The sequence below is a fragment of the Aquimarina sp. Aq107 genome, from assembly GCF_943733665.1.
In the GTDB taxonomy this organism is placed as follows: domain Bacteria; phylum Bacteroidota; class Bacteroidia; order Flavobacteriales; family Flavobacteriaceae; genus Aquimarina.
On sequence record NZ_OX030782.1, the window covers coordinates 828,972 to 853,857 of the forward strand.

The window sequence follows — 24,886 nt, forward strand, 5'->3', positions numbered from 1 at the left end:
GAATCCCGCTTTGACGCGGGATTTTTCTTTTCTGTTAGTTTTTCTATCTTTAGAGAAACACAACTCATCATGAAAAGAATACTCATAATATTATTCCTTGTTTGCTGTAGCGCTTTTGGACAGCAAAAATCATTAAAAGCTTTAGTCGGTGGAACACTAATAGATGGATTTGGAGCTACACCTATAAAAAATAGTGTGATAATCATTGAGAATGATAAAATCAAAGCTATTGGTACAATAGAAACCTTAAAAGTGCCTGCAAATGCAGAAGTAATTTCTACAGAAGGGATGTCAGTATTGCCTGGACTTTGGGATATGCATGTGCATACAATGATTAATGGTCATGCCGATTATACGTATTGGGATAAAACGTATCCACCATTATTAGAAGATGTAATCATGCCTTCATCAGCAGAGCAATTATTAATGGCAGGAGTAACTAGTGCTAGAGATCTTGGAGGTCCGCTTAAAGAAAGTATTTCTGTTAGAGATCGTATTAATAAAGGAGAAATTCCAGGAGCTACCCTATATGTTTCAGGACCTTTTATCCAAAAAAAACCGTATCCGGGAACTGAAGCATTTCGTTGGGGAATTAATGGGGAAGAGGATGCCAAAAAGAAAATCAAAAAATTAGCAGATGCAGGCGTAGATTGTGTAAAACTGATCGATCAAGATCAAATGACTACTACAGAATTAAAAGCAGTAGTCGATACGGCTCATAAGTACAATTTAAAAGTAGTTGCTCACGGACATCGACCACAAGAAATAAGAGCAGGACTTACCGCTAATGTGGATTGTTTTGAACATACTGGATTGTCATCAGCTCCAAGATATCCAGATGATGTGATGGAAGCAATAAAAGAGCGAACTGCGCAAATGAATCTTGGACCACTATTTTGGTGTCCTACGGTAGAAGGATTATATAACTATGAATATGTAAGAGATAACGGAGAGCATCTAGATAATGATTCTTGGCATAGAGGGCTTCATGATACTATAATCACAGATATAAAAAATAGTTTTGCGCATAAAGATCGTTTACCATATTTTCAATTAACACCTCTACGAAAACCAACATTAGAAACTAAAATTAAGCAGTTAATGGAGGCAGGAGTAGTGTTAATGATTGGTACTGATAGTGGTATCCCGATGAAATTTCATAGTCAATCCACTTGGAATGAATTAGATGTGTGGGTAAATGAGTTTGGGATAGATCCTATGTATGCAATAAAAGCAGCTACGTATTGGCCATCAGTTTGGATGGGAGTTTCGGATAAAGTTGGGACTATTACAGAAGGTAAGTTTGCTGATATTATAGCAGTAAAAGGAGATGTTTTAAGACATGTAAACTTATTGCAAGATGTTGATATGGTGATTAAACACGGTAAAAGATATAAATAAGGTTAATAATGAAAATAGTAAGCTACAGGTTGCGGCAAGATTTTTGATTATCGATGTAGCATCAAAAAACATCTTATGAATTTTTACAAATACCTTGTAATACTCTTATTTACTCTTCTTGTTCATTCTTTTGGGACATCTCAGACAAAACAAATTATTATTGTTGATGAGTTTACTAGTAAACCAATAGAAGGAGTTCATTTGTTATATGCTAATCTAGAAGAAGGAAGCTATACAAATGCTGATGGTGCTGCAAATATTATCATTAGAGAAGAGTTATTAACCATCTCTCATTTGAATTACCAAGATTTAACTATAACTCCAAAAGAAATAACACTGTTAAATACTATTTCTTTAAAACCCGATGATGTTCAGTTAGATGAGGTAATTGTTAACTCTTTTGATTTAAGAAAAGCGTTACAATATGTATTGGATAATTATTATAACCTATACGTGGATTATCCAACAGAAAAAGAATGTTCTTTTAAGGAAACCCTATTAGTGGATGATAAAATACATCGTCTAATTCTTTCAGATCTTAAAATTTGGACAAAAGACGCAGGTTTTAATAATAGAAAACTAGAAAAAAACATAAAACTTAAGTTAGGTGCTGTTAGTCAAAACAAGAATGTTCCTATGGATTTTGATATTAATGATAAGGGAGAGTCTAATCCAGAATCAAGCGGACACATTGTAACTAAAAGTCTATTGCTTAATACGTACTTGGATGCTGCTATAGCTGGTTTTTTGAAATATTCGGGTATGATAGAGGAAACAGTAGAAGTATCTTCATCAGATGTTATTATAGTTTCTTTTACTACAGATTGGAAGAACGTTAATGAAATAGCTAATCGAACAAAAGGTAGGTTTGTTTTTGATAAAAAAACAAAAGCAGTTATTGAGTTTGTAAAAGAGATTGAGTTGCGCAATGATATAAAGAAAAAGACTTCTACCTTTTCTAATAGAGAATATTCATATGAAAGTAAAAGCCAGGTTATCTCTTATAATTTTGCTAAGAAAGTTGATGAAAAGTATAGTCTAAGTAAATTTAGTATTGAAGGTAATGTGACTTTATCTTATGATAACAAAAACTATGATACTAAATTTAAAAACGATCTTTTCGTTCTTAAAGAATCCAAAAAAAGGAGGTTTGGAAATACTGGAGTAGTAGATTTAGAACAACCAATTTACAAAATGTTGCCGTCCAATGTGATTAATTCTAATGCTATTGTATTAACAACAAAAGAAAGAGAGTTTTTAGAATCTAAAGATTGATCTGATTGTTTTTTTAAACAATAGTTTTTCTATAAAACTGATTAGTAATAAAATATCAAACTTTTTTAGGGAATAAATTTTATTTTTCTATCTTGATCTGGCTATATAAATCAGTAAATTATTTGCTTTATTTTCGATCAATTGGGAGGAAATAATCTTCAAACGGTAAGTAATTGATTCAAAAGATATAAGTGATGTTAAGATATATCATACTGTTTAGTATTTGTGTAAATACTTTTGCTCAAACCTATGAAACAGGAAAACTCATAGATTCTATTCTTGTCTCTGATAAAAGTAAAGAGACATTTGCGATGTACCTTCCTAGTGCTTTTGATGCCAATGTAGCATCACCAATTGTTTTTATTTTTGATCCTGGAGCGGAAGGTAAAAGAGGAATACAACAGTTTATTAAAGCTTCTGAGATTTATGGATATATATTAGTATGCTCCAATCATACTAAAAATGGGCCGTACGATCGTAATTTTGATATTACCAATCGTTTGTTCGAATTTATGTTCGATAATTTTAAGATTAAGCAAGATCAAATATATTTATCGGGCTTCTCTGGTGGATCCCGATTAGCTTCGGCAATTGCAGTATTAACGAATCAAGTAGCTGGCGTTATTGGATGTGGTGCAGGCTTTTCTTTAGAATCTTCTCACGTTCCCAGTACGCAGAATTTTGCGTATGCAGGTGTTTGTGGTGACAGGGATATGAATTATCAAGAAATGATTCGTGCAAAAGGATATTTACAAAAACTAAATTTTACAAACACATTAATAACTTACGATGGTCATCATAGTTGGACGCCTCCTGATCAAATTTTAAGAGCATTCGATTGGCTCGAAATTCAGGCACATCTTCAAGGTATTCGTAAAAAAGATAATTCAGAAATTTACAAGAATTATCAAAAAGTTTACAACACTGCATTAGAGGCGCAGAAAGAAGGTGATCTACTAATAGCTGTAGAAAATTATGAACGTGCTTTAACTACTTATAATTCGTTTTATACGTTGGATAGTATTGTAGATAAATTAAAAGTAGTCCATAAGAGTAAAGAATATAAGAATTTATTAAAATCGGTATCTAAGGCATTTGATAAAGAAGTTACTTTGACCAAGAAGTTTACTACACGTCTGTTTGAAGATTATAAAAAACCAGATGAAATTGATCTTTCTTGGTGGGAAAAAGAGTTGGGGAAATTAGAAAAGCTAGACGAAAAAGAAGATCCACAAACAAAAAAAATGCTAGAAAGGCTGAGGTTCCAGATTTTTGCTGTTGCGCACTCTATGAATAATCCCAATTTATATCAATCTAATCAGAAACAGAAGGAACTTACAGAGAAAATTAGGAAGTTAATTTATCCATAATTAATTATAAAGACATCATCCAATTACGCTGAAGTTTTTTGAATTTTTTAACCTCTTTGCGAAGTAGTCTAACAAAATCTTTACCATTACTTTCAGAATGTTCTAATCGTTGACAATTTCGATAAAGTTTATTAGTTAAATTCTCTAATAAACAAGCATGTTTTAAACGATCATTTTGGAAAACCTGATTTTCTGCTTTAAGAATTTCAGGAACTAAGGAATCAGAATCTTTTATAATATCGCCTGTAAAATAAATAAAAGGATTTTCATTTCCGTTTTTTTCTAAAGCAGAAAAATCATGAACTAAATATTTAGAAACACTCTTTGATAGAATGAGTATTTCCAAGGCTTTTTTGTATAATATTTTATTTTTAGGGCTTGAATTCATGGTTAAGTCAAAATTAAGGGTATTTATAGGGATATTGCTTTTTACTTTAAGGTATAATGTTTAATTTGCTTTAGAAAATAATGTAAATTCTATTTTTTACTTAAAATTATAATGGATATCACAAATTGGAAAATTCTTCAATTATTACAGGAGAATGCGAGACTATCTAATGCAGAAATAGGAAGAAGCGTGGGGCTAAGTTCCCCAGCTGTTGCCGAACGAATTAAAAAAATGGAAGATTATGGTATTATTGAAGGATATACAACCAAAGTCTCTTATGCCAAAACGGGTTATCAACTAAAAGCTATTATAACTTTGAGAGCTTTTATGGGACGTTTAAAACCATTTTTATCAAAAATATCTGAATTTAAAGAAGTACTTAATTGTTATCGAATTACTGGTAATGAAAATATTATTATGGAAGTGGTTCTGGAGGATCAGGTTCATCTTCAGGGTTTTATAGATAGGTTGATAACGTATGGTGAGGCTAAAACTCATATTATTTTATCTAATGTGGTCGAAAACAACCCGATTTTGAATAGAAATAATAAATAAAATATATACTATCTTTAGAATATCATGTACGTTACTTTAGAATATTATGTTACGGCAATAGTTTGTTTAATTACTGCTTTCGTAATACATAGGATTTATTATAAAGAGAAGATAAAGAATCAGTCTTCTATAGCGATTAGTGGTATTAAATGGTTCGGTTTTGCAATTTTTTTATGGGGGTTGGGCGCTCTCATAAATGTTATATTGGTCCAATTAATAGATATTGAAACCACTAATAAGATTGTTATTTATCTGGGAGTATTTATTTCTTTGACCAATTCACTTAGTATTTTACTGTCATTACCATCTATAGAGCATCAGAAAGAACGTAATATCGTGGTTAGATTGGTACAACGTTTTTCGGAGAAAGAGTTTGTAACACTTTTTAGTGGTGTTCTGGCGATGATAGCTTTTGTATTTATCGTCACTTCTTATAGTAATACAGAGATTAGTAATAATTTTATTTGGCTTATAGATATTCCAATTTCTTTAATTGTAGCTTTTGCCTTATTAAATGAACTAAGCAAAGCTTTTGCAAACCGGGCTATGAAATTCATGGTAGTTCCCTGTTTTTTGTTATTTGTACTTATCGTAATTGCTGTAACACATAGAATTATACCACAAGATAAAGTACTGGGTTACATTGATCAGGAATTTTGGAGTTTACTTGGGGTAATTGCTGGAGTTTCATTCAAGTTTTTATTTATCTTATTATTTTCCATTTTATTATATAGCTGGAAATTTCTTTCAGAAAAAGAACTAAAACAAACAGAATTGGAGGTCCTTCTTGACGAAAAACAGGTACTACTAAAACAGCAAGAAAAATTAGTAGTAGCTAACGAAAGTCATCTAGATACAATTACTACATTACAAAAACGCTTAAAAGAAAGTGAAGTAAAAATTAATGTATTAGAAGAATCTACAAGAATAGCACTTTCTGATAGACAAAAAGAAGTGTTAGGAAATCTAGGAACGTGTGGAGCTAGTAAATCGTATACCGAGATTGCTGAAGCTATGAATATTAGTTTAGATGGTTTTCAAACCCATATTTACCAGATTAAGAAAGTACTTAAAATTAGTGGAGCTGATGGAAAAGAACAACTTATCGCATTTGCTAAAGCCAATGAATTACTAAAGTACGCTAGTATCCAAAATAAAAATACTGATTAAGTATATGCTTAAGCATACGTAATGTCGATTTTGATCAGTACGTAATCTTTTCTTAAAGCTAGTTTTATTCAATCTTCGTCCGAAATCATAATACTCAGAACAGATGAAGAAAATTACAGCAATGTGTATTTCTTTTTTTGCGTATGTATATACAAATGCGCAGGAAAAACTGGAAAGCACTATTGATCAAAACATTAATGAAGGTTTTAAGAACGCTACAGATTGGTTTGTAGATGGTATTTTTGCAGAAATACCAATTACTTCTCAAGTTGGAATTCCTTGGGTTTTGGTCGTTTTGTTAGTAGGAGCATCTTATTTTACAATCTATTTTAAAGGAATAAATTTTAAGAGTTTTTGGACTTCAATAAATATTGTTAGAGGTAAGTATGATGATCTAGAATCTTCTGCTCCATTAGAGGTGTCAGAATCAGTTCATACAAAAGAAAGTGATCAACCGGATACGATTAGGATAGAAGGTGAAATAGGCGAGGTTAGTCATTTTCAAGCTTTAACTGCAGCTTTATCAGCAACAGTTGGTTTAGGAAATGTGGCAGGTGTAGCGATTGCTTTATCTATTGGAGGAGCAGGAGCTACTTTTTGGATGATTTTAGTAGGTTTTTTAGGAATGGCATCCAAATTTGTTGAATGTACTTTGGGAGTTGCTTACAGAGAAATAGACGAGAATGGTACAGTGTATGGCGGACCAATGTATTATCTAAGTAAAGGTTTAAAAGAAAAAGGACTTACCAATTTAGGAAAAGCTTTAGCCATAATTTTCGCAATTATGTGTGTGGGAGGATCTTTTGGAGGAGGCAATATGTTTCAGGCTAATCAGGCTTTTAAATTATTCGAACATGTAACAGGCGCTGAAAATAGTTTTATCTATGGAAAAGGGTGGTTGTTTGGATTAGTAATGGCTATTCTGGTCGGTATTGTTATTATTGGTGGTATAAAGAAGATTGCTAAAGTAACTGATAAAATAGTGCCTTCTATGGTTGTTTTGTATGTAGTAGCTGTAATAACCGTTATAGCTATTAATTATAAAGTAATACCAGATGCTATTTATGCTATAATGAATGGAGCTTTTAGCCCAGAAGGGATAACAGGTGGAATGATAGGAGTGATGATCCAGGGATTTCGAAGAGCTGCTTTTTCTAATGAAGCTGGAATAGGTTCGGCTTCTATCGCGCATTCTGCGGTAAAAACAAAATATGCAGCAAGCGAAGGGTTAGTTGCATTATTAGAACCTTTTATAGATACAGTTGTAATTTGTACGATGACAGCTATTGTTCTCATAATTACAGGACAAATTGATGTAGGAACAGAAATCTCTGATGAGCAAGGAGTTTTACTTACCGCTAAAGCCTTAGAGAGTGGTATTTCATGGTTTCCATATGTATTAAGCTTTGCAGTTACTCTTTTTGCTTTTTCATCTATGATTTCTTGGTCTTATTATGGATATCAGGCCTGGTCTTATTTATTTGGTAGAGGAAAGTTTACTGGATATATATATAAAAGTATATTTTGTATCTGTGTAATCATTGGTTCCGCAGCTAGTCTCACTGCAGTTACTGATTTTTCTGATGCAATGATTTTTTCTATGCTTGTTCCTAATATGATCGGTTTATTTTTAATGGCGCCAAGAGTGGCAAAGGAACTAAAAAAATATAAAAGAGCTATTTCAGAAAAAAAATTGATATAGAACTTGTTATTTGTTTTCTTGGCATAAGATTTGATATTATATAAGTGTATAGAATTTATCAAAATCTTGTGTGAGGACATTGGTTCAAAAGAGCTAAAGATAGTACGGGAAAAGGATAAGAAAAACGCTCGAGCAAAACTCTGAGCGTTTTTTTATATTATTTTTCTATTTTAGATATTTTAAAAATCGCACCATGGAAAAATTATACGAATATTTTGAAATAGCCATTGATAAAGTTGTCTTTTTTGCTCCAAGAATTATTGGAGCTGCTTTGGTATTTTGGATAGGGTTCAAAATCATTAAAAAAGTACTTCAATTATTAGATAAGACCTTAGAAAAAACGGGTATTTCGGATACCATGCGCCCTTTTCTGCTTTCTATTATATCTGTAGTTCTAAAGATAGCTGTCATTTTTGCGATTGTTACAATTTTAGGAGTAGATTTATCAGGGTTATTAGCTATTCTCGCTGCAGTTGGATTTGCCATTGGGATGTCTTTACAGGGAAGTTTAGGTAATTTTGCATCAGGAATCTTAATTATGTTTTTAAAACCATACGAAGCCGGAGATTGGATTCAGGTAGGTGATTCTTTTGGTAAAGTTCAGGAAATAGGTATTTTTAGTACTGTCGTAATAACTCCTGGGGATAAAGTTTTAATTATTCCTAATGCTAAAATTACCGATGATGTTGTAGCTAACTACTCTAAGAGAGGTGTAGTACGTTTAGAGATAGGTGTTACAATGCCGTATAATGAAGATTTTTCTAAGGTTAAGCGAGTAATTGAGAATGCCATAGCTCCAATTGATAAAATTTTAGATTCACCAAAAACAGAAATTGGAATTGAAAATTTTGATTCTCATAATATTTTGATAGCTGTAAGACCTTATGTAAAACCCGATGATTTTTGGGAAGTTACCTTTATAACCCATCAAGAGATTAAAAAAGCATTTAGCGAGCATGATATTAAAGTTGCCTACTCAGAAGGTGTAGAATTAGGGAACATTGGAGTATAATTTCAGATACACTTTTATATAATAAAAGATGTGAATGGCATTTTTTTTGCTGCTCTTATTTTAGTCAAAATTTTTAAATATGAAATTTACTTCTATTAGGAATATATTGTTTTATGTGTTTTTGTGTACTGTGACTTATTCATATAGTCAAAATACTTTAAGACTAAAAAAAGGACAGGTTATAGATTCACTGACAGTACCTTCTAGTAAAGGGGTTTATAGTATTTATTTACCGACATCTATAGATTTAAACAAAAGTTGGCCAATACTTTTTGGGTTTGACAGTACAGGAAGTATGAATGAATTTACCAATGTATTTAAAAATTCAGCGGAGGAGTTTGGATACATACTAGTGGTTTCTAATTATTCAGGAAAATTAAGTTCCGAAGAAAAATCCAATTATATTGCTCTTTTTATAAAACATATGGTTTCTCTTTTTCCAATTCAAAATGAAAGAATGTATGTTTTTGGAGTAGGTAAAGATGCTCCTCTAAATACCTCATTGCCTCTTTTATACAAACATTTCAGTGGCGCGATTGCTATTGGCGATAGTTATAACTATTATCAAAAAATAGGTAGAAATAAGAATTTCTCATATGTAGGAATGGTTGGGGATAAAAATTTTAGAACGCTAGATTTTATAGATATTGATAAGTATTTTAAAAGGAAAAAAATAAGTTCTGAAGTTTCCTTTTTTGATGGTAAAGATGAACTTCCATCTTCGGAGGTAATATCAAAAGCATTACCATATTTTACCTTGGATGCTATGGCTAAGGGAATGATACCAAAAGATTCTGTTTGGATTGCTAATAGATATAAGAGAGATAAAGAACTCGTTTCTTTACTGAAAAAAGAAGGTAAGTATATATGGGCATATGATGAGCTAACCCAAATTATGAATAGATATGATTCTTTTTTTAATGTAGATAGCCTTAAAGAAGAAAAAAAAGAAATCAAAAAAAATAATAGCTATAAGAAAGAAAAGAGACTTATAACTAGATATCAAAATCAAGAAATATTTTTAAGACAGTCATTGTTTTTTTCGTTAGAAGAAGATATCGAGCTTAATCAATATGATAATCTTGGCTGGTGGCAATATAAAATGGGTGAACTGGAAAAAAGACAGAAGGATGGAGACGCATATGCTACGAATATGGTAATTAGATTAAGAGGTTTTCTGAAAAATGTTTTGTCTGACTATAAAAAAGAACTGGTCAATAAAAACGAAGAAGACAGGAAAATATTTTTAAATATATTGAGTACGATAGTAGATAAAGATGATTTTGAATCATACAGAAATATTATTTCATTAAGCACGATTGATCAAGACAATGAAACAGCTCTTTTTTATTTAGAAAAAATGCTTCAACAAGGATATAAGGAAATAGAATCACTTTATAACATAGATGGGACTTTAGCATTAAGGGTTTCTAAAGAATATAACGCTATTATCAAACAATATTTAGGAAGATCTAAATACTTTAATTTAGATTAATAAAAAGAGCTATTGTGTATTTTATCGGTATTAATAAACACTTAATCGTTATTTTGTTAATAACTTTTTTTTGAACTACGGTTTTAATGTAAAAAATCATATATCTTTATAACACGTAAAATATAAACAGTGCGTATTGTAAAAATTAACATATCAAGAAATATGACGATATGGATTTGAAATTTTAATTTGGAATACGTATTGGGATAAATTAAGTGTGAGGACATTAGTCTAAAGACCCCAAATCTAAAAACTAAAGAGAGTACATAATTTGCCCCATAAGAAAAAGCGATCTTCTACAAGGTCGCTTTTCTTTTTTAATCACCTAATTTAATCTTCAATAAGGGGAGAATTGCTAAGAAGAATAGAATTTATATTATTTTTTTTGACTTTTAAAATGTTAAAAAATATGATTTTTGTGTATTTCATCGATTTTTATTGTTTTTTATCGTAAAAAATTTTGTGTTAACAATTTTTTTACAATATATTTACATGTGCTTAAAAAATACTTCGATGTATGGCCAGAATTAACATTTTAAACTGTATGACGATATGGATTTAAAATTTTAGTTTGGAATACGTCAGGGCCTATTAAGTGTGAGGACATTAGTCTGAAAGACCCCAAATCTTGAAGCTAAAGAGAGTACATAATTAGCCCTAAAATTGATGAAAGCGTTCCTTGATGGGAGCGCTTTTATACTTTTAATATAATCCAGATCTATTTTGAAATTACCAAATGTGGTACGTTTTCTAGTTTCCAATCAATAACGAGTCCACCTGCTAATGATCGAGCAATTTCTGCTCCGTATAAATGTTCGCATAAATATAAAGCCGCCTCAAAACTTTTGGCACCACCTGCAGAGGTAATGTATTTTCCATCGTGTACAAATAATACCTCTTTTCTAATATCCAGATCAGGAAACATTTCTCGCATTTTGTCGATATCACTAGGGAATGTTGTAGAAACTACGTTGTTTAATGCTCCTGCCTTGGCTAATACAAAAGCTCCATCACAATGCGAAGTCATATAAGTAGCTGTTTGATCTACTTTTTTTACGAAGTTAATCATAGCTTCATCGTCTAAATCTGTATCCAGATGATGCTCTGCACTTGGTATTACTAGAATATCAATTTTGGGTAAAGCATCCTTTAGGTAATTATAATCCGGAATTATTTTTACACCTTCAAAAGTAGTAATCGGTTCATCTGTATTGGCAACTGTAAAAACATTCATTTGTTTAATGTTTTTTCGATATTGAGTATGTTGAAAAATATCAAAAGGAGCAGTGAATTCGGTATTGTAAGTCCCATCCATCAATAAAAAAGCTACATTATATCTGTTAGGTTCTAGTTTAGGGAAAGTTTTCTCTTTCTTTAATACCTTAACTTGTTCTTTGTTACTTAAAATAGATTTTTCTTGTTTTTTTTCTTGACAACTAATTATTATTGCTGATAGAAAAATGGCGTATAATATAGATCTCATAATTTATTTCTTAATTAGAATTTAATGCCTTTAAAGTATTTTCTTTATTGATTTTTTGTTTTACAATGAATAACAAAAATATTCCTACCGCAGAAACAATGGTCATGAATATCCAAGCGTTATTATAACCATACTGATTTATAAATTGCATTCCAGAATTATGTCCAAATATATGAGCAAAAGAAAAAGACATACTGTATAATCCCATATATGCACCTTGTCTACCTCTTTTAGATCTGTCTAAAGCAAAAGCATTTCCAAAAGGAAACGAAATCATCTCGCCAAGTGTTGCTATGATCATACCTATAATGACAATCCCAGTCCAAGGAGTTATTAATAACAATATAAAGCTGATCCCGGTTAGAAGAAACCCGTTCATTACATTTCTAATTTTAGATATTGAAGTGGATTCTAAATAGGCTATTAATGGCATTTCAAAAATAAAAATTAACACTCCATTCATAGCTAAGATTAATCCTATATTTCTTTCAGAAAGCAGGTGTACTTCCTTGTAATACAAGGGGATTGTAGAAAAATACTGGACAAAAATAAACCCGAAGAGTGTTAGTGCTACTAGAAAAATCATATAAACTCCATCACTATAAGCTGGAGTTGGATTATCTACAATAATTTCTTTGTCAATTATTCTAGCTTTTTTAGGATGTAAGGTCTTAATCATAATTATTCCAGCAATAATGCAAGTGACTCCATCCACCCAGAACAATCCAGAATAACCAATTGTTGCAATCATAAAACCACCTAAAGCAGGAGCCATAGAAAACCCTAGGTTTATCGCTAATCTAATAAAAGTTAAAGATCTAGTTTTGTTTGCGGGTTTGCTATAGGCACTAAGTGCTACAAAAAAAGCAGGACGTGCAGCATCGGCAACCGCGATTAATACAAAAAAGCTGATACAGATACTCCAAAAACTAGTGAAATATTGAACAACAAAAAATGAGAGGCCTGTTAATAGTAAAGAACCTAAAATTACTTTATAATAACCAATGCTGTCGCTTAATTTTCCTCCAACCCAAGCACCTAAAAGAGAACCCAGTCCATAACTAGTCATTACCCAACCAATCTGGCCAAGAGAGAAGCATAGATTGTCGGATAGATACAAAGATAAAAAAGGTATTACCATTGCACCCATTCTATTAATTAAGGTAATAAGTGCTAACCACCAAACTTCTTTTGATAAGCCAGAAAAAGTATCGATATAATTTCTGAAAAGTTTTTTCAATGTATTGATGGTTGGTTTTCTGAAAACTGGTAAAAGTAACCTTTTGTCGAAAAACTAACAGCAATTTTAGAGAATATTAACTTGTTTATTGCTAATGCTTTGTACTTTTGCAAAAAAATAAGGGGACAGTGCATAAATTATCTTTTTTACTAATATTATTCTTTAGTCATATGATGGCTCAAGATTCTACGACCATTAAAAAAATATTAATATTTCAGGATGAACTTAATAAAGAGTTTGCATCCGAAGAAGAATCACCATTAACCCCAAAAGATTTTAAAATATTTAAAGAACTTGATTTTTTTGATATTGATACTACATATAGTGTTACAGCAAAGTTTGTTCGAACTCCATATGAGACTCCTTTTATTATGAAAACTACAACTGATAGAGAACCTATTTATGTTAAGTTTGGAGAAGCTCACTTTACGCTTCAGGAAAAAGAATGGATATTGAATATATATCAAAATCAAGGTTTAAAGACACAATCAGAATATGAAGATTATCTTTTTCTTCCTTTTACTGACCTAACCAATGGAGAAACTAGTTATGGAGGAGGACGTTTTATAGATCTAAAAATACCAGAGGGTGATATAATTCTTATTGATTTTAATATGGCTTATAATCCATATTGTGCTTATAGTGCAAGATATTCTTGCCCAATCCCTCCAGAAGAAAATCATTTAGAATTAGAAATACCTGTGGGAGTCAAGAAATATAGTAAACACGAAGTAAACAAATAAATAAAAAGCGCTCTAAATAAACAGAGCGCTTTTTGCATAAACAAACAAATATATTAAACTATAATATATTAAAACTTATAGATGGCTCCAAGAACAAAAGATGAAAGACTCTTTGTACCTTCTCCATCGTTATTAGGGAATGTATCCTCTGATGTAGAATCTAATCTTAATTCTGGCTTAAGTGTTAAGTTTCCGACATCATAACTACCTGTAAGAGTAGCAGCAAAAACGCTTCCGTCTCCATCAGCATCTGTTTCTAACGCACCAACACCTTCTTCAAATTCTGCAAAATATTCTCCTCTTAATCCGATACTAAATTTCTCAGTAGCTTTAAATTGTGGGTATAGTGCTACACCATAAAATCCAGAAGCATCAGCATCACCTTGATCTTCTGTTGTTAAATAAGTAGCATTAACTCCTAAATAAAAACTTTCTGCTAGATCCCAACCTGTAGTAAGATCTACCTGAAATGTAGGTCCTACTTCTCCAGGTTCTCCTTCATTTCCATATCTGAAATTTAAATAAGCACTACCGTTATCAGCAGCATATCCAACTTGCGCACCAAAAATATAAGTGTCGAATGGGTTGTTTTCTGTGTAATCTGTTGGATTCATAACAGCTACCATTGCAGACCAATTATCATTGATTGCAAAATCAGCTTTAAGTCCTGTATGAGAAAAAGGTCCATAAGAGAACATATAAGAAGTAGAGTAGTTAAAGTTACCTGTAGGAGATATTACCTCATACCCAAGAAACGTATTGAAATTACCAATAGTAAGTTTAACTTTCTCGGTTACATTCCAATATGCATATAATTGGTTAACTATTTGTGCAGATCCTGTAGAAAGGAATACAGCATCTTCTCCTCTTGGGCCATATACTAAATCGGCAACGAATCCTACTTTTTCTCCTTCGTACCCAAGGATAACATTAGCCATACCTAAAGCAAAGCCTGAAGTATTAGCAAATGATGTTGTTGGAGCTACAAATTCTGCAGAACCATTATCATCTCCATCAGCTAAAATACCTCTGTTAGGAGCCCCGAAATTATATCTAAAATATCCATCAACAGATCCATTAACCGAAAAGTTATCGAACCATTTTTTTTCTTCTTCTTCCTGTGCTACGGTGGTTAGACTAACTAGCGCAAGAGAAAAAAGACATACTTTTTTGAAAAGTTTTGTTACGGTTTTTGTTTTCATAATAAACATTAATTGGTATTAATTTGTTTTTAATTGGAGCTGTAAAACTATGTTAAAACAATTTTACCCCAATAAAAAATAGGGGTTCGATGGGTATTTTTACATATTTTCAATTTTATGCCCTTAAAAAATTAGACATTAACGTTTAATTAGCGATTTTTTAAGAATCTTGAAAGTGGATTTTTCGATTTAAATGATAAAAAAGTGACTTTTAGGTCTATAATTTGTTAAATTATCTGAAAATAATAGTTAAGAATGATACTTAAATAAAAAAGGCTTACCGGATATAGGTAAGCCTTTTTTAAAGTATGTAATTTTAATTTTAGTCTAGCGCTTGATTACCGTGCTCACCTGTTCGTATTCTGTAAGTATTTTGTATTTCTGATACAAAAATTTTTCCATCTCCTACATCTCCAGTCTTAGCAGCATTGACAATGGTTTCAATTGTTTTTTGTTCAAATTCATCAGAAACGACAATGGATAAATATCTACGCTGTATATCTGTTGTACTATAGCTAATACCTCTATATACGTGACCTTTTTGCTCATTACCCACACCGGTAACATCCCAGTACGTAAAGAAATTTACTTCTATTTCATGCAATGCATCTCTAACTTCTTTAAATCTTGATTTACGAATGATCGCTTCTATTTTTTTCATTTATTCTTTATGGTGTTTAAGCGGATTAAAATCATTATATCATTTTTGCTATCCACATTCCTAAAAATACTAAAAGAAATCCTATCACAAAAGTACCTATGGCATATATTCCAAAGTTTACAAAGTCTCCAGACCTTAAAAGCATATGGTTTTCATAGGCAAAAGTGGAGAATGTTGTAAATCCACCACAAAATCCTGTAGCAAGAAATAAAATGGTGTTCTGAGATAAAATATTGTTTTTTAGGGCTAGTCCTAATATAATACCAATCAGAAAACTACCTAGAATATTTGCAGCAAAAGTTCCATATGGAATCCCAGTAGCTTCATTATTTAGGTATTTACTGATAAGAAACCTTGCAACACTGCCGGTGCCTCCTCCTATAAATACAAGAAGTAATTGTTTCATTTAGTAGGAGTATCTATTATTTTATTGGGATATAAATTTCTGTGATCCAAGCTGCAGGATTAGGTTGTAGGGTCGCATTGGACCTGTAAACTTCAAAAGCAGGTGATTCAGCATTAGCTTCTAGTCCATTTTGCTCTATATATTTATAACCAGTCTCCCAAGCTTCTTTTAAGTTTATGTAATCTCCATTTAAAGTTATCTTTACAACTCTTTGTTTAGGTAATGAGCTACATAAAATATTACTGTCAGCAGGTGTAATAACTTCTTCTCTTACAGGTACTCCAGTCGAATAAATAGCTGTTCCTTGAGCTTCGTTATATTCATTAAAAAGGGTAAACGGCATACCAATTTGTGGAAGTTTATTCTGTTGTACATATGATACGACCGATGGAATCATTTGCTCGGTTTTTTGAGGAATGTCTGCAATAGATGAGGCAGCCGCAATATACATGTAAAAGCCACCTCGGTGTTCGGTAACTCCATCAACATTGATTGAATATTCTTTCATTTTTTCATTTGCGTACGTATCTAGTTTTTCTAGACCTTGTTTATACATAGGTCTTAAACTTTCAGACATAGTACTATCCTTTGTCATCCAAAATAATTTTTCCATAAAACCTTGTTCTCCTTTGATTCCCCAAGTGACTTTAGTTTTATTACTTTCGAGTTTTTCAAAATTCCAGTAAACGTCATTGGTAATTTCATCAACTACCGGCAGAACTATGGAAAGTTTTTGTTCTATACTAGAAAAAGGTGCGGCTTTTACCGTCTTCATTTTTCCATCTTCTTGTGTTTCACTTTTCCAGCTATATGAAGCTCCATTACCACTGGTTTGGTTTCCGTATCCTAAAATTAAATCATCAGAATTATCCATCCAAGGATTCCATTTTTCCCATGTTTTGTATTCATTGACAGTATTAAAAAGGAGTTCATCAGGTGCGTCAATTACTCTACTTTCTTCTAGCTGAAATTTACCATCGATCATGGCTACGTAAGCTCCACCACCGATAACTAAAATAAGTAGAAGAAAGAATAGATATTTTATGATTTTCATGTTAGTTAGTTTAGATCTTTTCAGAAGCTAATATAATCAATTTTTAAAATGGGTTTTAGTTTTAAGATTTACAATAGGTTATGATGTTATTAGTTTTACGCCTTATTAAGATTAGACTAGGTAAGCATTTGAAAAACGCGATTTTTTTTATTTCGTTACATTTGCTGCAAACAATAAACATAAACAAATGAAACTTAATCGTATAATATTTTTTATGACAGTTAGTATAATGCTAATTGCTTGTAAAAAGGATCCAAGTATACAGGATCAGATTAATCAAGAAGAAACGAAACAAGAAGTGAAAGAAGAAAAATTCGATCATCTTGTGGAGCAATTTTCAGATATTAAAGTGCTTAGATATCAAATTCCAGGATGGGAAAACCTTTCTCTTAAAGAGCAAAAACTAGTATATTATCTTACACAAGCTGGTTTAAGTGGAAGAGATATTATGTGGGATCAAAACTACCGACATAACCTAGCAATCAGAAAATCTTTTGAAAAAGTGTATACCTCCTATGCAGGAGATAAAACTACAGATAATTGGAAGTTTTTTGAAACATATTTAAAGAGAGTATGGTTTTCTAATGGAATTCATCATCATTATAGCAATGATAAAATTAAGCCAGAGTTCGATAAGGATTATTTAGTAGCTCTTTTAGCAGAAACTAAGACTGAATTGTCAGAAGATGCTATGAACATGATTTTTAATGAGGATGACTCTAAAAAAGTAAATCAAGCAAAAGGAGTTGATAACGTAGCTTTATCAGCAGTTAATTTTTACGGACCTGGTGTTACTAATAAGGATGTTACTTCTTTTTACGCTAATATGAAATCTCCGGACCCTAAAAAACCTTTATCATATGGTTTAAATTCTCAATTAATTAAGGAAAATGGAGCATTAAAAGAAAGAGTATACAAATCTGGAGGTTTATATGGAGCTGCTATTGATGAGATCATCAAATGGTTAGAAAAGGCACAAGGAGTTGCGGAAAATAAAGCACAAGGAGATGCATTAGGATTATTGATAGCGTATTATAAAACTGGTGATTTACAGACATGGGATGATTATAATGTAGCATGGACTGCAGCTACCGAAGGTAATATTGATTATATCAATAGTTTTATCGAAGTATATAATGATCCATTAGGATATAGAGGTTCTTATGAAACAATAGTACAGATCAAGGACTTTGATATGTCTAAGAAGATGGCAGTTTTATCAGAAAATGCACAATGGTTTGAGGATAATTCTCCATTAATGGATGAACATAAAAAAGATAGTGTAGTTGGAGTAACTTATAAAGTAGTTACAGTAGCTGGAGAAGCAGGTGACGCATCCCCAAGTACACCAATCGGAGTAAACCTTCCTAACGCTAATTGGATTAGAGCAGCAGTTGGATCTAAATCAGTTTCTTTAGGTAATATTATTAATGCCTATAATAATGCTGGTGGATCAGGTCGTCTTAAAGAGTTTGTTCATGATGATGAAGAATATGAATTAGAAGAGAAATATGGGCAATTGGGAGATAAATTGCATACAGCTTTACACGAAGTTGTAGGACATGCTTCTGGACAACTAAATCCTGGAGTTGGTGAGACTAAAGAGACGTTAAAGAATTACGCATCTACAATGGAAGAAGGGCGTGCCGATTTAGTAGGGTTGTATTATTTAATGGATCCAAAATTACAAGAATTAGGATTGGTAGATGATTGGGAAAAAGTTGGAAAAGCAGCTTATGATGGTTATATAAGAAATGGATTAATGACACAGTTAATTCGCCTTAATTTAGGAGATGATGTAGAAGAAGCGCATATGCGTAATCGCCAATGGGTGAGTGCTTGGGCTTTTGAACAAGGAGAAAAAGATAATGTGATCGAAAAAGTAACTAGAGAAGGGAAAACATATTATAATATTAATGATTATACAAAGCTACGTGAAATTTTTGGTCGTCTTCTAAGAGAGACACAACGTATTAAATCTGAAGGTGATTTTAAGGCAGCTGAGGCATTAGTAGAAGGTTATGGAGTGAAGGTGGATCAAGATATCCATGCAGAAGTCCTAAAAAGGAACGAACAATTTACTTCTGCTCCTTATAGTGGTTTTGTAAATCCAGTATTAGTTCCTGAAATGAATGAGAATGGAGAAATTACTAAGATAAATGTAACACAACCGAAAGATTTTGTTACTCAAATGTTAGAATATAGTAAGACTTATGGTTTCTTGCCAGAGGTAAACTAGTAAGAAGATATTTTATTTTTGTAAATCACCTTCTAAGGGAATTAACTTAGAAGGTGATTTTTTTTAAGCTACTTTAAGAAGCAATATCAAGTATTCCAATTTTAGATAGTTGCCGGGTTACTAGAATTTTACTTTCATCATCAAGATTACAATGGATTTTATGGATAGGTAATGCTTGATTTTCGTTTATAAGTGCATTAATAAATGATTCACATTGTATTGGCATAGATAGTTTTAGATCATAAAATTTCACATCTATTTTTTCGCAGTTTTTGATCATTCTAAATTTGTTCTTTTCTCGAATCTTGATTTTAGAGTCTTTATTAATACAGTCAATATTCACTATTTGACTTAGTTGGCCTTGTGCGATAGCTTTTTGCCTACTATAAAAGTCATCAATAATCTCATCATCTTGTTGTAATTTTTTGATGAGTTCTGTAACAACATTGGTAACTTCGATAATCTCTTCATTTTTATCATTTTCGTTAATAGAATGAAATTTTGTGAATTTCCTTAACGGTAATATGGATTTAGATTTTTCTAAAAGAACTTCTGCTAAATGTTCTGCCCAAGTTTTGCCAATGATACCTGTAGTAATGTGCCCAGAATTTTGATTAGTACAATAGGCGTCATGAACAATTCCTCTTGGGATATATAATACGTCTCCCTTTTTCAAGGTGAATTCGTCGATTATTTTACCAGGAATGAATTCTTCTTTGTTAAAAGGAGTTGTTTTATCAGCTAATAGAACAGGTTGATCATATATACGCCAATGTTTAGAACCTTCAAACTGAAATATAAATACATCGTGAGTATCGTAATGAGTAGAAAACCCTTGAGACTTTTTTGGAGTAAGGTAGATGTTTGTTTGTATTTTATGTTTAAAAAAGGTCTCTAATTCATTAGTTAATTTTCTTAAACTGTAAATTTTATTTTGCAGTCCAGACATTACTAAAGTACTTCCATTTTCGAATGCATTAGAGAATTTTAGAGGATCTATAATATCAGAATCTTTTATGGTATATTCATTAACATCTGGTTTTTCGGTTTTAGAATGATCAGCTAATCTAAAATCCGGGTGATGATTAGTTTGTGAAAACAAAATAGAATCTAAATCTTTAATAGATAGCAATTGATCAAAGAAACTTCTATTTCTGTTTTTTATTATTAGGTGTTTTTTTTCAAAATATTCATTAAAAAAGACATCTGTAGTAATTGGATGTAATATTTCTTGCAGATTCATACGTGGTGTTTTATTATAAAGAAGGATTTAAATATTAACTTTTATAAATTCATCGGTTGATGAAAAGAACAAGAGGAGATTAAAAAAAACGAAACTAAAAAAGCAGTAGTGTAAATCTTATTTATAGTTGTCTTTTTTAAATCTTTGAGTAATCTTTTAGAGAATGTAAAAACTTTAATCATAACTTTTATTGTTTAGTGTTATGTTAAAATTACTATTGAATTAAGTGCAAAAAAATACCCAAAAGAGGGTATTTTTCCAGTTACAATTTTATTGAATAACAAGGTAACTTCTTTTGTTTTTTAATTCGAGTAAATTAGTCTGAGTCCGCACAGTTAACACCAGCTCCTACAGCGTCTCCACTATTGCTGTCGGTGCAAACGGGACTGTCAGTAGTACAAGAAGTTGTTACTGCTAGAGATGATACTAATAAAGCAGAATAAAATGTCCTTCTGAAATTGTAGTTTTTAGAAACATTGTCAATTTCAAAATCGGAAAGTTTCAATTTGGTCATAATTAAAATATTTAAAAGTTTTGTTAAAACTAGGCAGGAGATTGACGAAAGAAAATACCCAATTAAGGGTATTTTCTTAGCCTAGTTAACTCAAAAAAATAAAGGTCTAGTTTTTTGTGTATGTTAGTGTGTTAGAATTTCCACTACTGATAGTACCATTAAATGTATTTACAGTATTACCATTATCTCTTACAGTGATAGTGTATGATGTAGCGCTTCCGCTAAAAATATTTACATAGAATTGATATGTGCCTGAAGGACCTCCATTGGCCCAAGTGATATTCTCTGAATTACCACCTGAACAATTTCCTGTACAATCTACATCTAATGCACCTCCAGAATTTGATTGTGGATTGTTAAAAGATAAAGTTTCACCATTCGGATCTTGAACGTACAAATCTAAATCGGCACTACCGGACCAAGTAAGGTTAAATCTTGGACTTCCGTCTTGTCCCGCTAATCCTCCGCAATCAGATGCGTCAACTAAACCTTGACATGAAGATTCATCACAATTACCGCAGAGCATAGCTACATCTCTTATGTTCGCTCTAGAGATATTTCCAGAAGATGTTTGTGCAAATTCATAGCATTTGATATCATGACATACTTGTGATAAATCTGCACAGATTCCTTGATTGATTAAGAAATCAAAATTTCCAGTACCAGCAGTGGCACCGTTGGTATTTACAGGAACAAAATAAATAGGCCCTGTTGTACCGAATCGCATTCCTACAGCATTTACATTTCCGTTTGGAGCGTTAAATGATATAGAATTAGTCATGGATTGTCCAGAAGCTAATGGCACAATGCTAGAAGAACCATTACCAATAGTTATGGATTCATCAATTTGTACGGTATTTGGATCTACCGTAAAAGAACCGGGAGGTAATATTAAATTGTCGTTCATGATGTTAGCAATTTGCGCAGGATCAGATATCCCTGAATTTCCTGAATCGCCATTGTCTTCGCTACAACTGTAACAACATAGTATTCCAATAATTGTAATTAGATAAAAATTTTTCATTTGAATGGTATTTTTTGTTTACATCAAATCTACCTTCGAAATGAGCATAAAAAAATACCCGTAATAGGGTATTTTTGATTTGTATTGGATAAGCTTTAGTCTTTTAAAAATCATATTTTTTTTCAATAGCATATCGAAGCAATTCTCCTTTTCCTTGCAGCCCTAATTTTCGTATAATATTTTTACGATGTGTTTCTACAGTTGATACAGAGTTGAAGCGAATTGCTGCTATTTCGGATGAGGTTTTTCCTTGGCCAATAAGCGTTAGTATTTCACGTTCACTTTTAGAAAGCACCTGTTTCTTTACTTGTTGTTTTGTCTCTTCCGAAAAAAAAGAAGGATCTATGGAAGCGTCATAATATGTGTTACCTTTCATAACTTCTTGTATAGCAGTTAAAACTTCTTCTAAAGGGGAGTTTTTTAGTAAATATCCGGACGCTCCCGCAGCTACCATTTGTCTCACAGCATCTTCTTGATCAAACATAGAGAAAGCAATGATTTTAGTGTATGGTAGTTCCTTTTTAATGATTTTAGTGGCTGCAATACCATCAATTTTGGGCATACGGATATCCATAAGTACTACTTTGGGTTGTTTTCTTCTAACAATAGCTAACAATTCTTCGCCATCATTTGCCTTTCCGATAATGCTTATTTCTTCTTCGTATTTGAGAAGTAAATCTATTCCATCGATAAGTGATTGGTGATCTTCTGCTATGGCTACTGTGATCATATAGGTATATTTATAATAATGTTAGTTCCTTTTCCTATGGTAGAATCAATCTCAAAAGTTCCTTCTAGATGTTCTATACGTTTTTCAATACTTTTTAATCCCATTCCATCTTTTTCGGGTAATACTTTCGCATTAAACCCCTTTCCGTTGTCCTCTACAATGATATTCAATAAAGAGTCGTGATTAGTAAGAGAAATACCAATTTCTGAAGCGCCTGCATGTTTGATAGTATTGGTAATAAGTTCCTGAATAATTCTGAAGATAGAAATTTCTAATGCATTGTCTAATCGTTCATTTAGTCCGTAATCTTGAACTTCAATTTGTAATCTATTACCATTAGAAGCTTTTTTTGCAAGGTTTCTAACAGCAGGTAATAATCCTTGTTTGGCCATAACACCACTGTTTTTTTCGTGAGCAATAGTACGAACCTTTTGATACGCTTCATCTAGTAAATTATTGGTTTTACTGTATAATTCTTCTATGTTTTCTACTTTTGGGTTATTACGGTTGTTTTTTAAATGATCGAAATGCAGTTTTACGGTTGCTAGTGTGCTCCCTAGATTATCGTGTAGATCATTAGCCAATCGTTGTCGTTCTTTTTCTTGTCCAGAAATCATTGCATCAATCGCCGTAAGTTCTTGTTCTTTGAGTAGTTTTTCTGTCTTTTGAATTTCGATCTCCCGTTCTTGCTCGGCGATACGTTGTTTTCGTTTGGTGTTTCTATAGATAAGAATCGCAATAGTACTTCCTAAGATTAAAGATCCGCCTAAACCAATCGCTATGTTTTGGTTTCGTTTCTTTTGTTGTTGTTCTATTAGGATTTGTTTTTCTTTTTCTGCTGTTTGAAGTTGTTTGTTAAGTTTAATATTGTCTGAAGTGTTTTTTTGATAATCCAGCTCATGTTCTAATTGAACAGATCGTGTGAATTTTGTGTAGGATTCTCGATAGCTCAAGAAAGCTTTTTGAGCCATTGAGTCAATTCTGAATAAATTTTTATTTTTTTTTAATGCGTTAAAAGAATCAATATATTTTTCGGCTAAAGCTTTATAGTTTTCGGATATATATTTTGATATAAAAACTTGACTTCTCAGTTTATCTGAAATATCAATATGTTCTTCGGCCATTTTAATATATTTCAAACCATCCTCAGTATAGTAGTTAGCATTGTATAATTCGGCTAATTTATAGCAAGTTCTGAATCTAATGTATTTTAAAAACGGAAAATCAGCAGATTCTTTTAAAGTTTTTAGATGAAATTCTTTGGACTCTTCTATTTTCCCTTGTCTTCCTAAGTTGATAGCTTTTAGCGAAAGAAAGAGTGGTCTAATTCTATGATTTTTTTTTAACAATTTGATTTGTTGTTCGAGTTTATCTATTTCATTAGATACTTCTCGTTCATTTTCGTTAGTACTTTCTAATTTGAAATAGATGTAATGTAAATAATACCAAGAATATAAAATTGGAGTTTTTGCAACACTTTTGAGTTCTAATAAGTATTTTTCGTATTGTCTGCTAGTTAGAACAAATTCATAGTGATAATATTCAAGTATACCTAATAAAGTTAGTATTCTTAAATTAGTGTCATTTTTTTCTTTTGCCAATCGGTAAGCCTCAAAAAAGTAAGTAAAAGATGTTCCTTCATTGGGTTTGTGAAACAATTCATTATATCCGAATGCAAGATTATTAAGAGTAAGAAGAAGCTTGTCTTTGGTATTTAGATTTATTTGATAACTAACCGAAGTGGAATCTTGAATCTCTTGACCTTGGTTGTATAGTATTAGATTTAAATTTTTTAAACTTTCTTTTAATTGCCAATCTTCAATTTTTTTTATTAATCTATTTGCATTCTCATACTCTAGGTTAACAATGTTATTAATGATCAACTCTTGAGTTTGCTTGTTACTGGAAAATGAATAAACGGTTGTTGAAAGAAAACAACAACCGTAAAGTGAAATAAAGAATAATATTTTTATCATTTA

Annotated in this window: 22 protein-coding genes; 10 read left to right on the forward strand and 12 right to left on the reverse strand. The window is 31.7% G+C overall.

The features are described from left to right. Window positions 1-69 precede the first annotated feature (69 nt). The 3 genes from NMK29_RS03250 (at window position 70) to NMK29_RS03260 (ending at window position 4,046) form a co-directional block, all read left to right on the forward strand. Complete coding sequence (locus NMK29_RS03250) at window positions 70-1,401, forward strand: amidohydrolase family protein (protein WP_108801560.1); 1,332 nt, start codon at window positions 70-72, stop codon at window positions 1,399-1,401. A 75-nt stretch (window positions 1,402-1,476) separates the two neighbouring features. Further along, complete coding sequence (locus NMK29_RS03255; protein ID WP_108801561.1) at window positions 1,477-2,676, forward strand: hypothetical protein; 1,200 nt, start codon at window positions 1,477-1,479, stop codon at window positions 2,674-2,676. Window positions 2,677-2,870: 194 nt separating this feature from the next. Then, window positions 2,871-4,046 (forward strand): hypothetical protein, encoded by a 1,176-nt coding sequence (locus NMK29_RS03260; protein WP_108801562.1) that lies wholly within the window; start codon window positions 2,871-2,873, stop codon window positions 4,044-4,046. A 4-nt stretch (window positions 4,047-4,050) separates the two neighbouring features. Here the strand turns inward: NMK29_RS03260 and NMK29_RS03265 are convergent, their stop codons facing one another. Further along, window positions 4,051-4,392 carry a hypothetical protein gene (locus NMK29_RS03265; RefSeq protein ID WP_233557568.1) on the reverse strand — a complete coding sequence of 114 codons (342 nt, stop codon included), beginning with the start codon at window positions 4,390-4,392 and terminating at the stop codon, window positions 4,051-4,053. 153 nt (window positions 4,393-4,545) lie between these two features. Between NMK29_RS03265 and NMK29_RS03270 the strand changes: the two genes are divergently transcribed. The 5 genes from NMK29_RS03270 to NMK29_RS03290 all read left to right on the forward strand — a co-directional run bounded on the left by NMK29_RS03270 (window position 4,546) and on the right by NMK29_RS03290 (window position 10,368). Then, window positions 4,546-4,989, forward strand: a complete 444-nt coding sequence (locus NMK29_RS03270; RefSeq protein ID WP_247666477.1) for an Lrp/AsnC family transcriptional regulator — start codon at window positions 4,546-4,548, stop codon at window positions 4,987-4,989. A gap of 24 nt (window positions 4,990-5,013) precedes the next feature. Next, the gene (locus NMK29_RS03275) at window positions 5,014-6,159 is read left to right on the forward strand and encodes a hypothetical protein (protein WP_108801564.1); all 1,146 of its coding nucleotides are present in this window, start codon (window positions 5,014-5,016) and stop codon (window positions 6,157-6,159) included. 103 nt (window positions 6,160-6,262) lie between these two features. Continuing rightward, the gene (locus NMK29_RS03280; protein ID WP_108801565.1) at window positions 6,263-7,861 is read left to right on the forward strand and encodes a sodium:alanine symporter family protein; all 1,599 of its coding nucleotides are present in this window, start codon (window positions 6,263-6,265) and stop codon (window positions 7,859-7,861) included. 193 nt (window positions 7,862-8,054) lie between these two features. Further along, complete coding sequence (locus NMK29_RS03285; protein WP_027395440.1) at window positions 8,055-8,873, forward strand: mechanosensitive ion channel family protein; 819 nt, start codon at window positions 8,055-8,057, stop codon at window positions 8,871-8,873. Between the two features lie 79 nt (window positions 8,874-8,952). Next, entirely contained in the window at window positions 8,953-10,368 is a 1,416-nt protein-coding gene (locus NMK29_RS03290; RefSeq protein WP_108801566.1) for a hypothetical protein, read from the forward strand. Window positions 10,369-11,086: 718 nt separating this feature from the next. Here NMK29_RS03290 and NMK29_RS03295 read toward each other — a convergent pair. Both NMK29_RS03295 and NMK29_RS03300 read right to left on the reverse strand, forming a co-directional pair. Beyond that, entirely contained in the window at window positions 11,087-11,851 is a 765-nt protein-coding gene (locus tag NMK29_RS03295) for a DJ-1/PfpI family protein (protein ID WP_108801567.1), read from the reverse strand. Between the two features lie 10 nt (window positions 11,852-11,861). Next, window positions 11,862-13,091 carry an MFS transporter gene (locus NMK29_RS03300; protein ID WP_108801568.1) on the reverse strand — a complete coding sequence of 410 codons (1,230 nt, stop codon included), beginning with the start codon at window positions 13,089-13,091 and terminating at the stop codon, window positions 11,862-11,864. A 170-nt stretch (window positions 13,092-13,261) separates the two neighbouring features. Here NMK29_RS03300 and NMK29_RS03305 point away from each other — a divergent pair, with 170 nt between their 5' ends. Continuing rightward, window positions 13,262-13,834 carry a DUF1684 domain-containing protein gene (locus tag NMK29_RS03305; protein WP_108801569.1) on the forward strand — a complete coding sequence of 191 codons (573 nt, stop codon included), beginning with the start codon at window positions 13,262-13,264 and terminating at the stop codon, window positions 13,832-13,834. Between the two features lie 68 nt (window positions 13,835-13,902). On the opposite strand, the gene NMK29_RS03310 is transcribed toward NMK29_RS03305, so the two are convergent. The 4 genes from NMK29_RS03310 to NMK29_RS03325 form a co-directional block, all read right to left on the reverse strand. Further along, window positions 13,903-15,036, reverse strand: a complete 1,134-nt coding sequence (locus NMK29_RS03310; protein WP_108801803.1) for a porin — start codon at window positions 15,034-15,036, stop codon at window positions 13,903-13,905. A gap of 322 nt (window positions 15,037-15,358) precedes the next feature. After that, window positions 15,359-15,697: a P-II family nitrogen regulator gene (locus NMK29_RS03315; protein ID WP_108801570.1), complete on the reverse strand. Its 339-nt coding sequence runs from the start codon at window positions 15,695-15,697 to the stop codon at window positions 15,359-15,361. A gap of 34 nt (window positions 15,698-15,731) precedes the next feature. Then, window positions 15,732-16,103: a fluoride efflux transporter CrcB gene (crcB, locus tag NMK29_RS03320; RefSeq protein ID WP_108801571.1), complete on the reverse strand. Its 372-nt coding sequence runs from the start codon at window positions 16,101-16,103 to the stop codon at window positions 15,732-15,734. Between the two features lie 16 nt (window positions 16,104-16,119). Further along, entirely contained in the window at window positions 16,120-17,157 is a 1,038-nt protein-coding gene (locus NMK29_RS03325) for a GyrI-like domain-containing protein (RefSeq protein WP_108801572.1), read from the reverse strand. 214 nt (window positions 17,158-17,371) lie between these two features. Here NMK29_RS03325 and NMK29_RS03330 point away from each other — a divergent pair, with 214 nt between their 5' ends. Next, a complete protein-coding gene (locus NMK29_RS03330; RefSeq protein ID WP_369862728.1) occupies window positions 17,372-19,396 on the forward strand; it encodes a dihydrofolate reductase in 2,025 nt (674 codons plus the stop codon). A 73-nt stretch (window positions 19,397-19,469) separates the two neighbouring features. On the opposite strand, the gene NMK29_RS03335 is transcribed toward NMK29_RS03330, so the two are convergent. From NMK29_RS03335 to NMK29_RS03355, 5 genes are all read right to left on the reverse strand, one after another. Next, complete coding sequence (locus NMK29_RS03335; protein WP_108801574.1) at window positions 19,470-20,639, reverse strand: cupin domain-containing protein; 1,170 nt, start codon at window positions 20,637-20,639, stop codon at window positions 19,470-19,472. 316 nt (window positions 20,640-20,955) lie between these two features. Continuing rightward, window positions 20,956-21,153: a hypothetical protein gene (locus NMK29_RS03340; RefSeq protein ID WP_027395451.1), complete on the reverse strand. Its 198-nt coding sequence runs from the start codon at window positions 21,151-21,153 to the stop codon at window positions 20,956-20,958. A gap of 106 nt (window positions 21,154-21,259) precedes the next feature. After that, window positions 21,260-22,177 (reverse strand): YfaP family protein, encoded by a 918-nt coding sequence (locus NMK29_RS03345; RefSeq protein ID WP_108801575.1) that lies wholly within the window; start codon window positions 22,175-22,177, stop codon window positions 21,260-21,262. 103 nt (window positions 22,178-22,280) lie between these two features. Continuing rightward, complete coding sequence (locus NMK29_RS03350) at window positions 22,281-22,907, reverse strand: response regulator transcription factor (protein ID WP_108801576.1); 627 nt, start codon at window positions 22,905-22,907, stop codon at window positions 22,281-22,283. Beyond that, complete coding sequence (locus NMK29_RS03355; protein ID WP_108801577.1) at window positions 22,904-24,883, reverse strand: sensor histidine kinase; 1,980 nt, start codon at window positions 24,881-24,883, stop codon at window positions 22,904-22,906. Before NMK29_RS03355 ends, NMK29_RS03350 begins: the two co-directional genes overlap by 4 nt. Window positions 24,884-24,886: the final 3 nt, after the last annotated feature.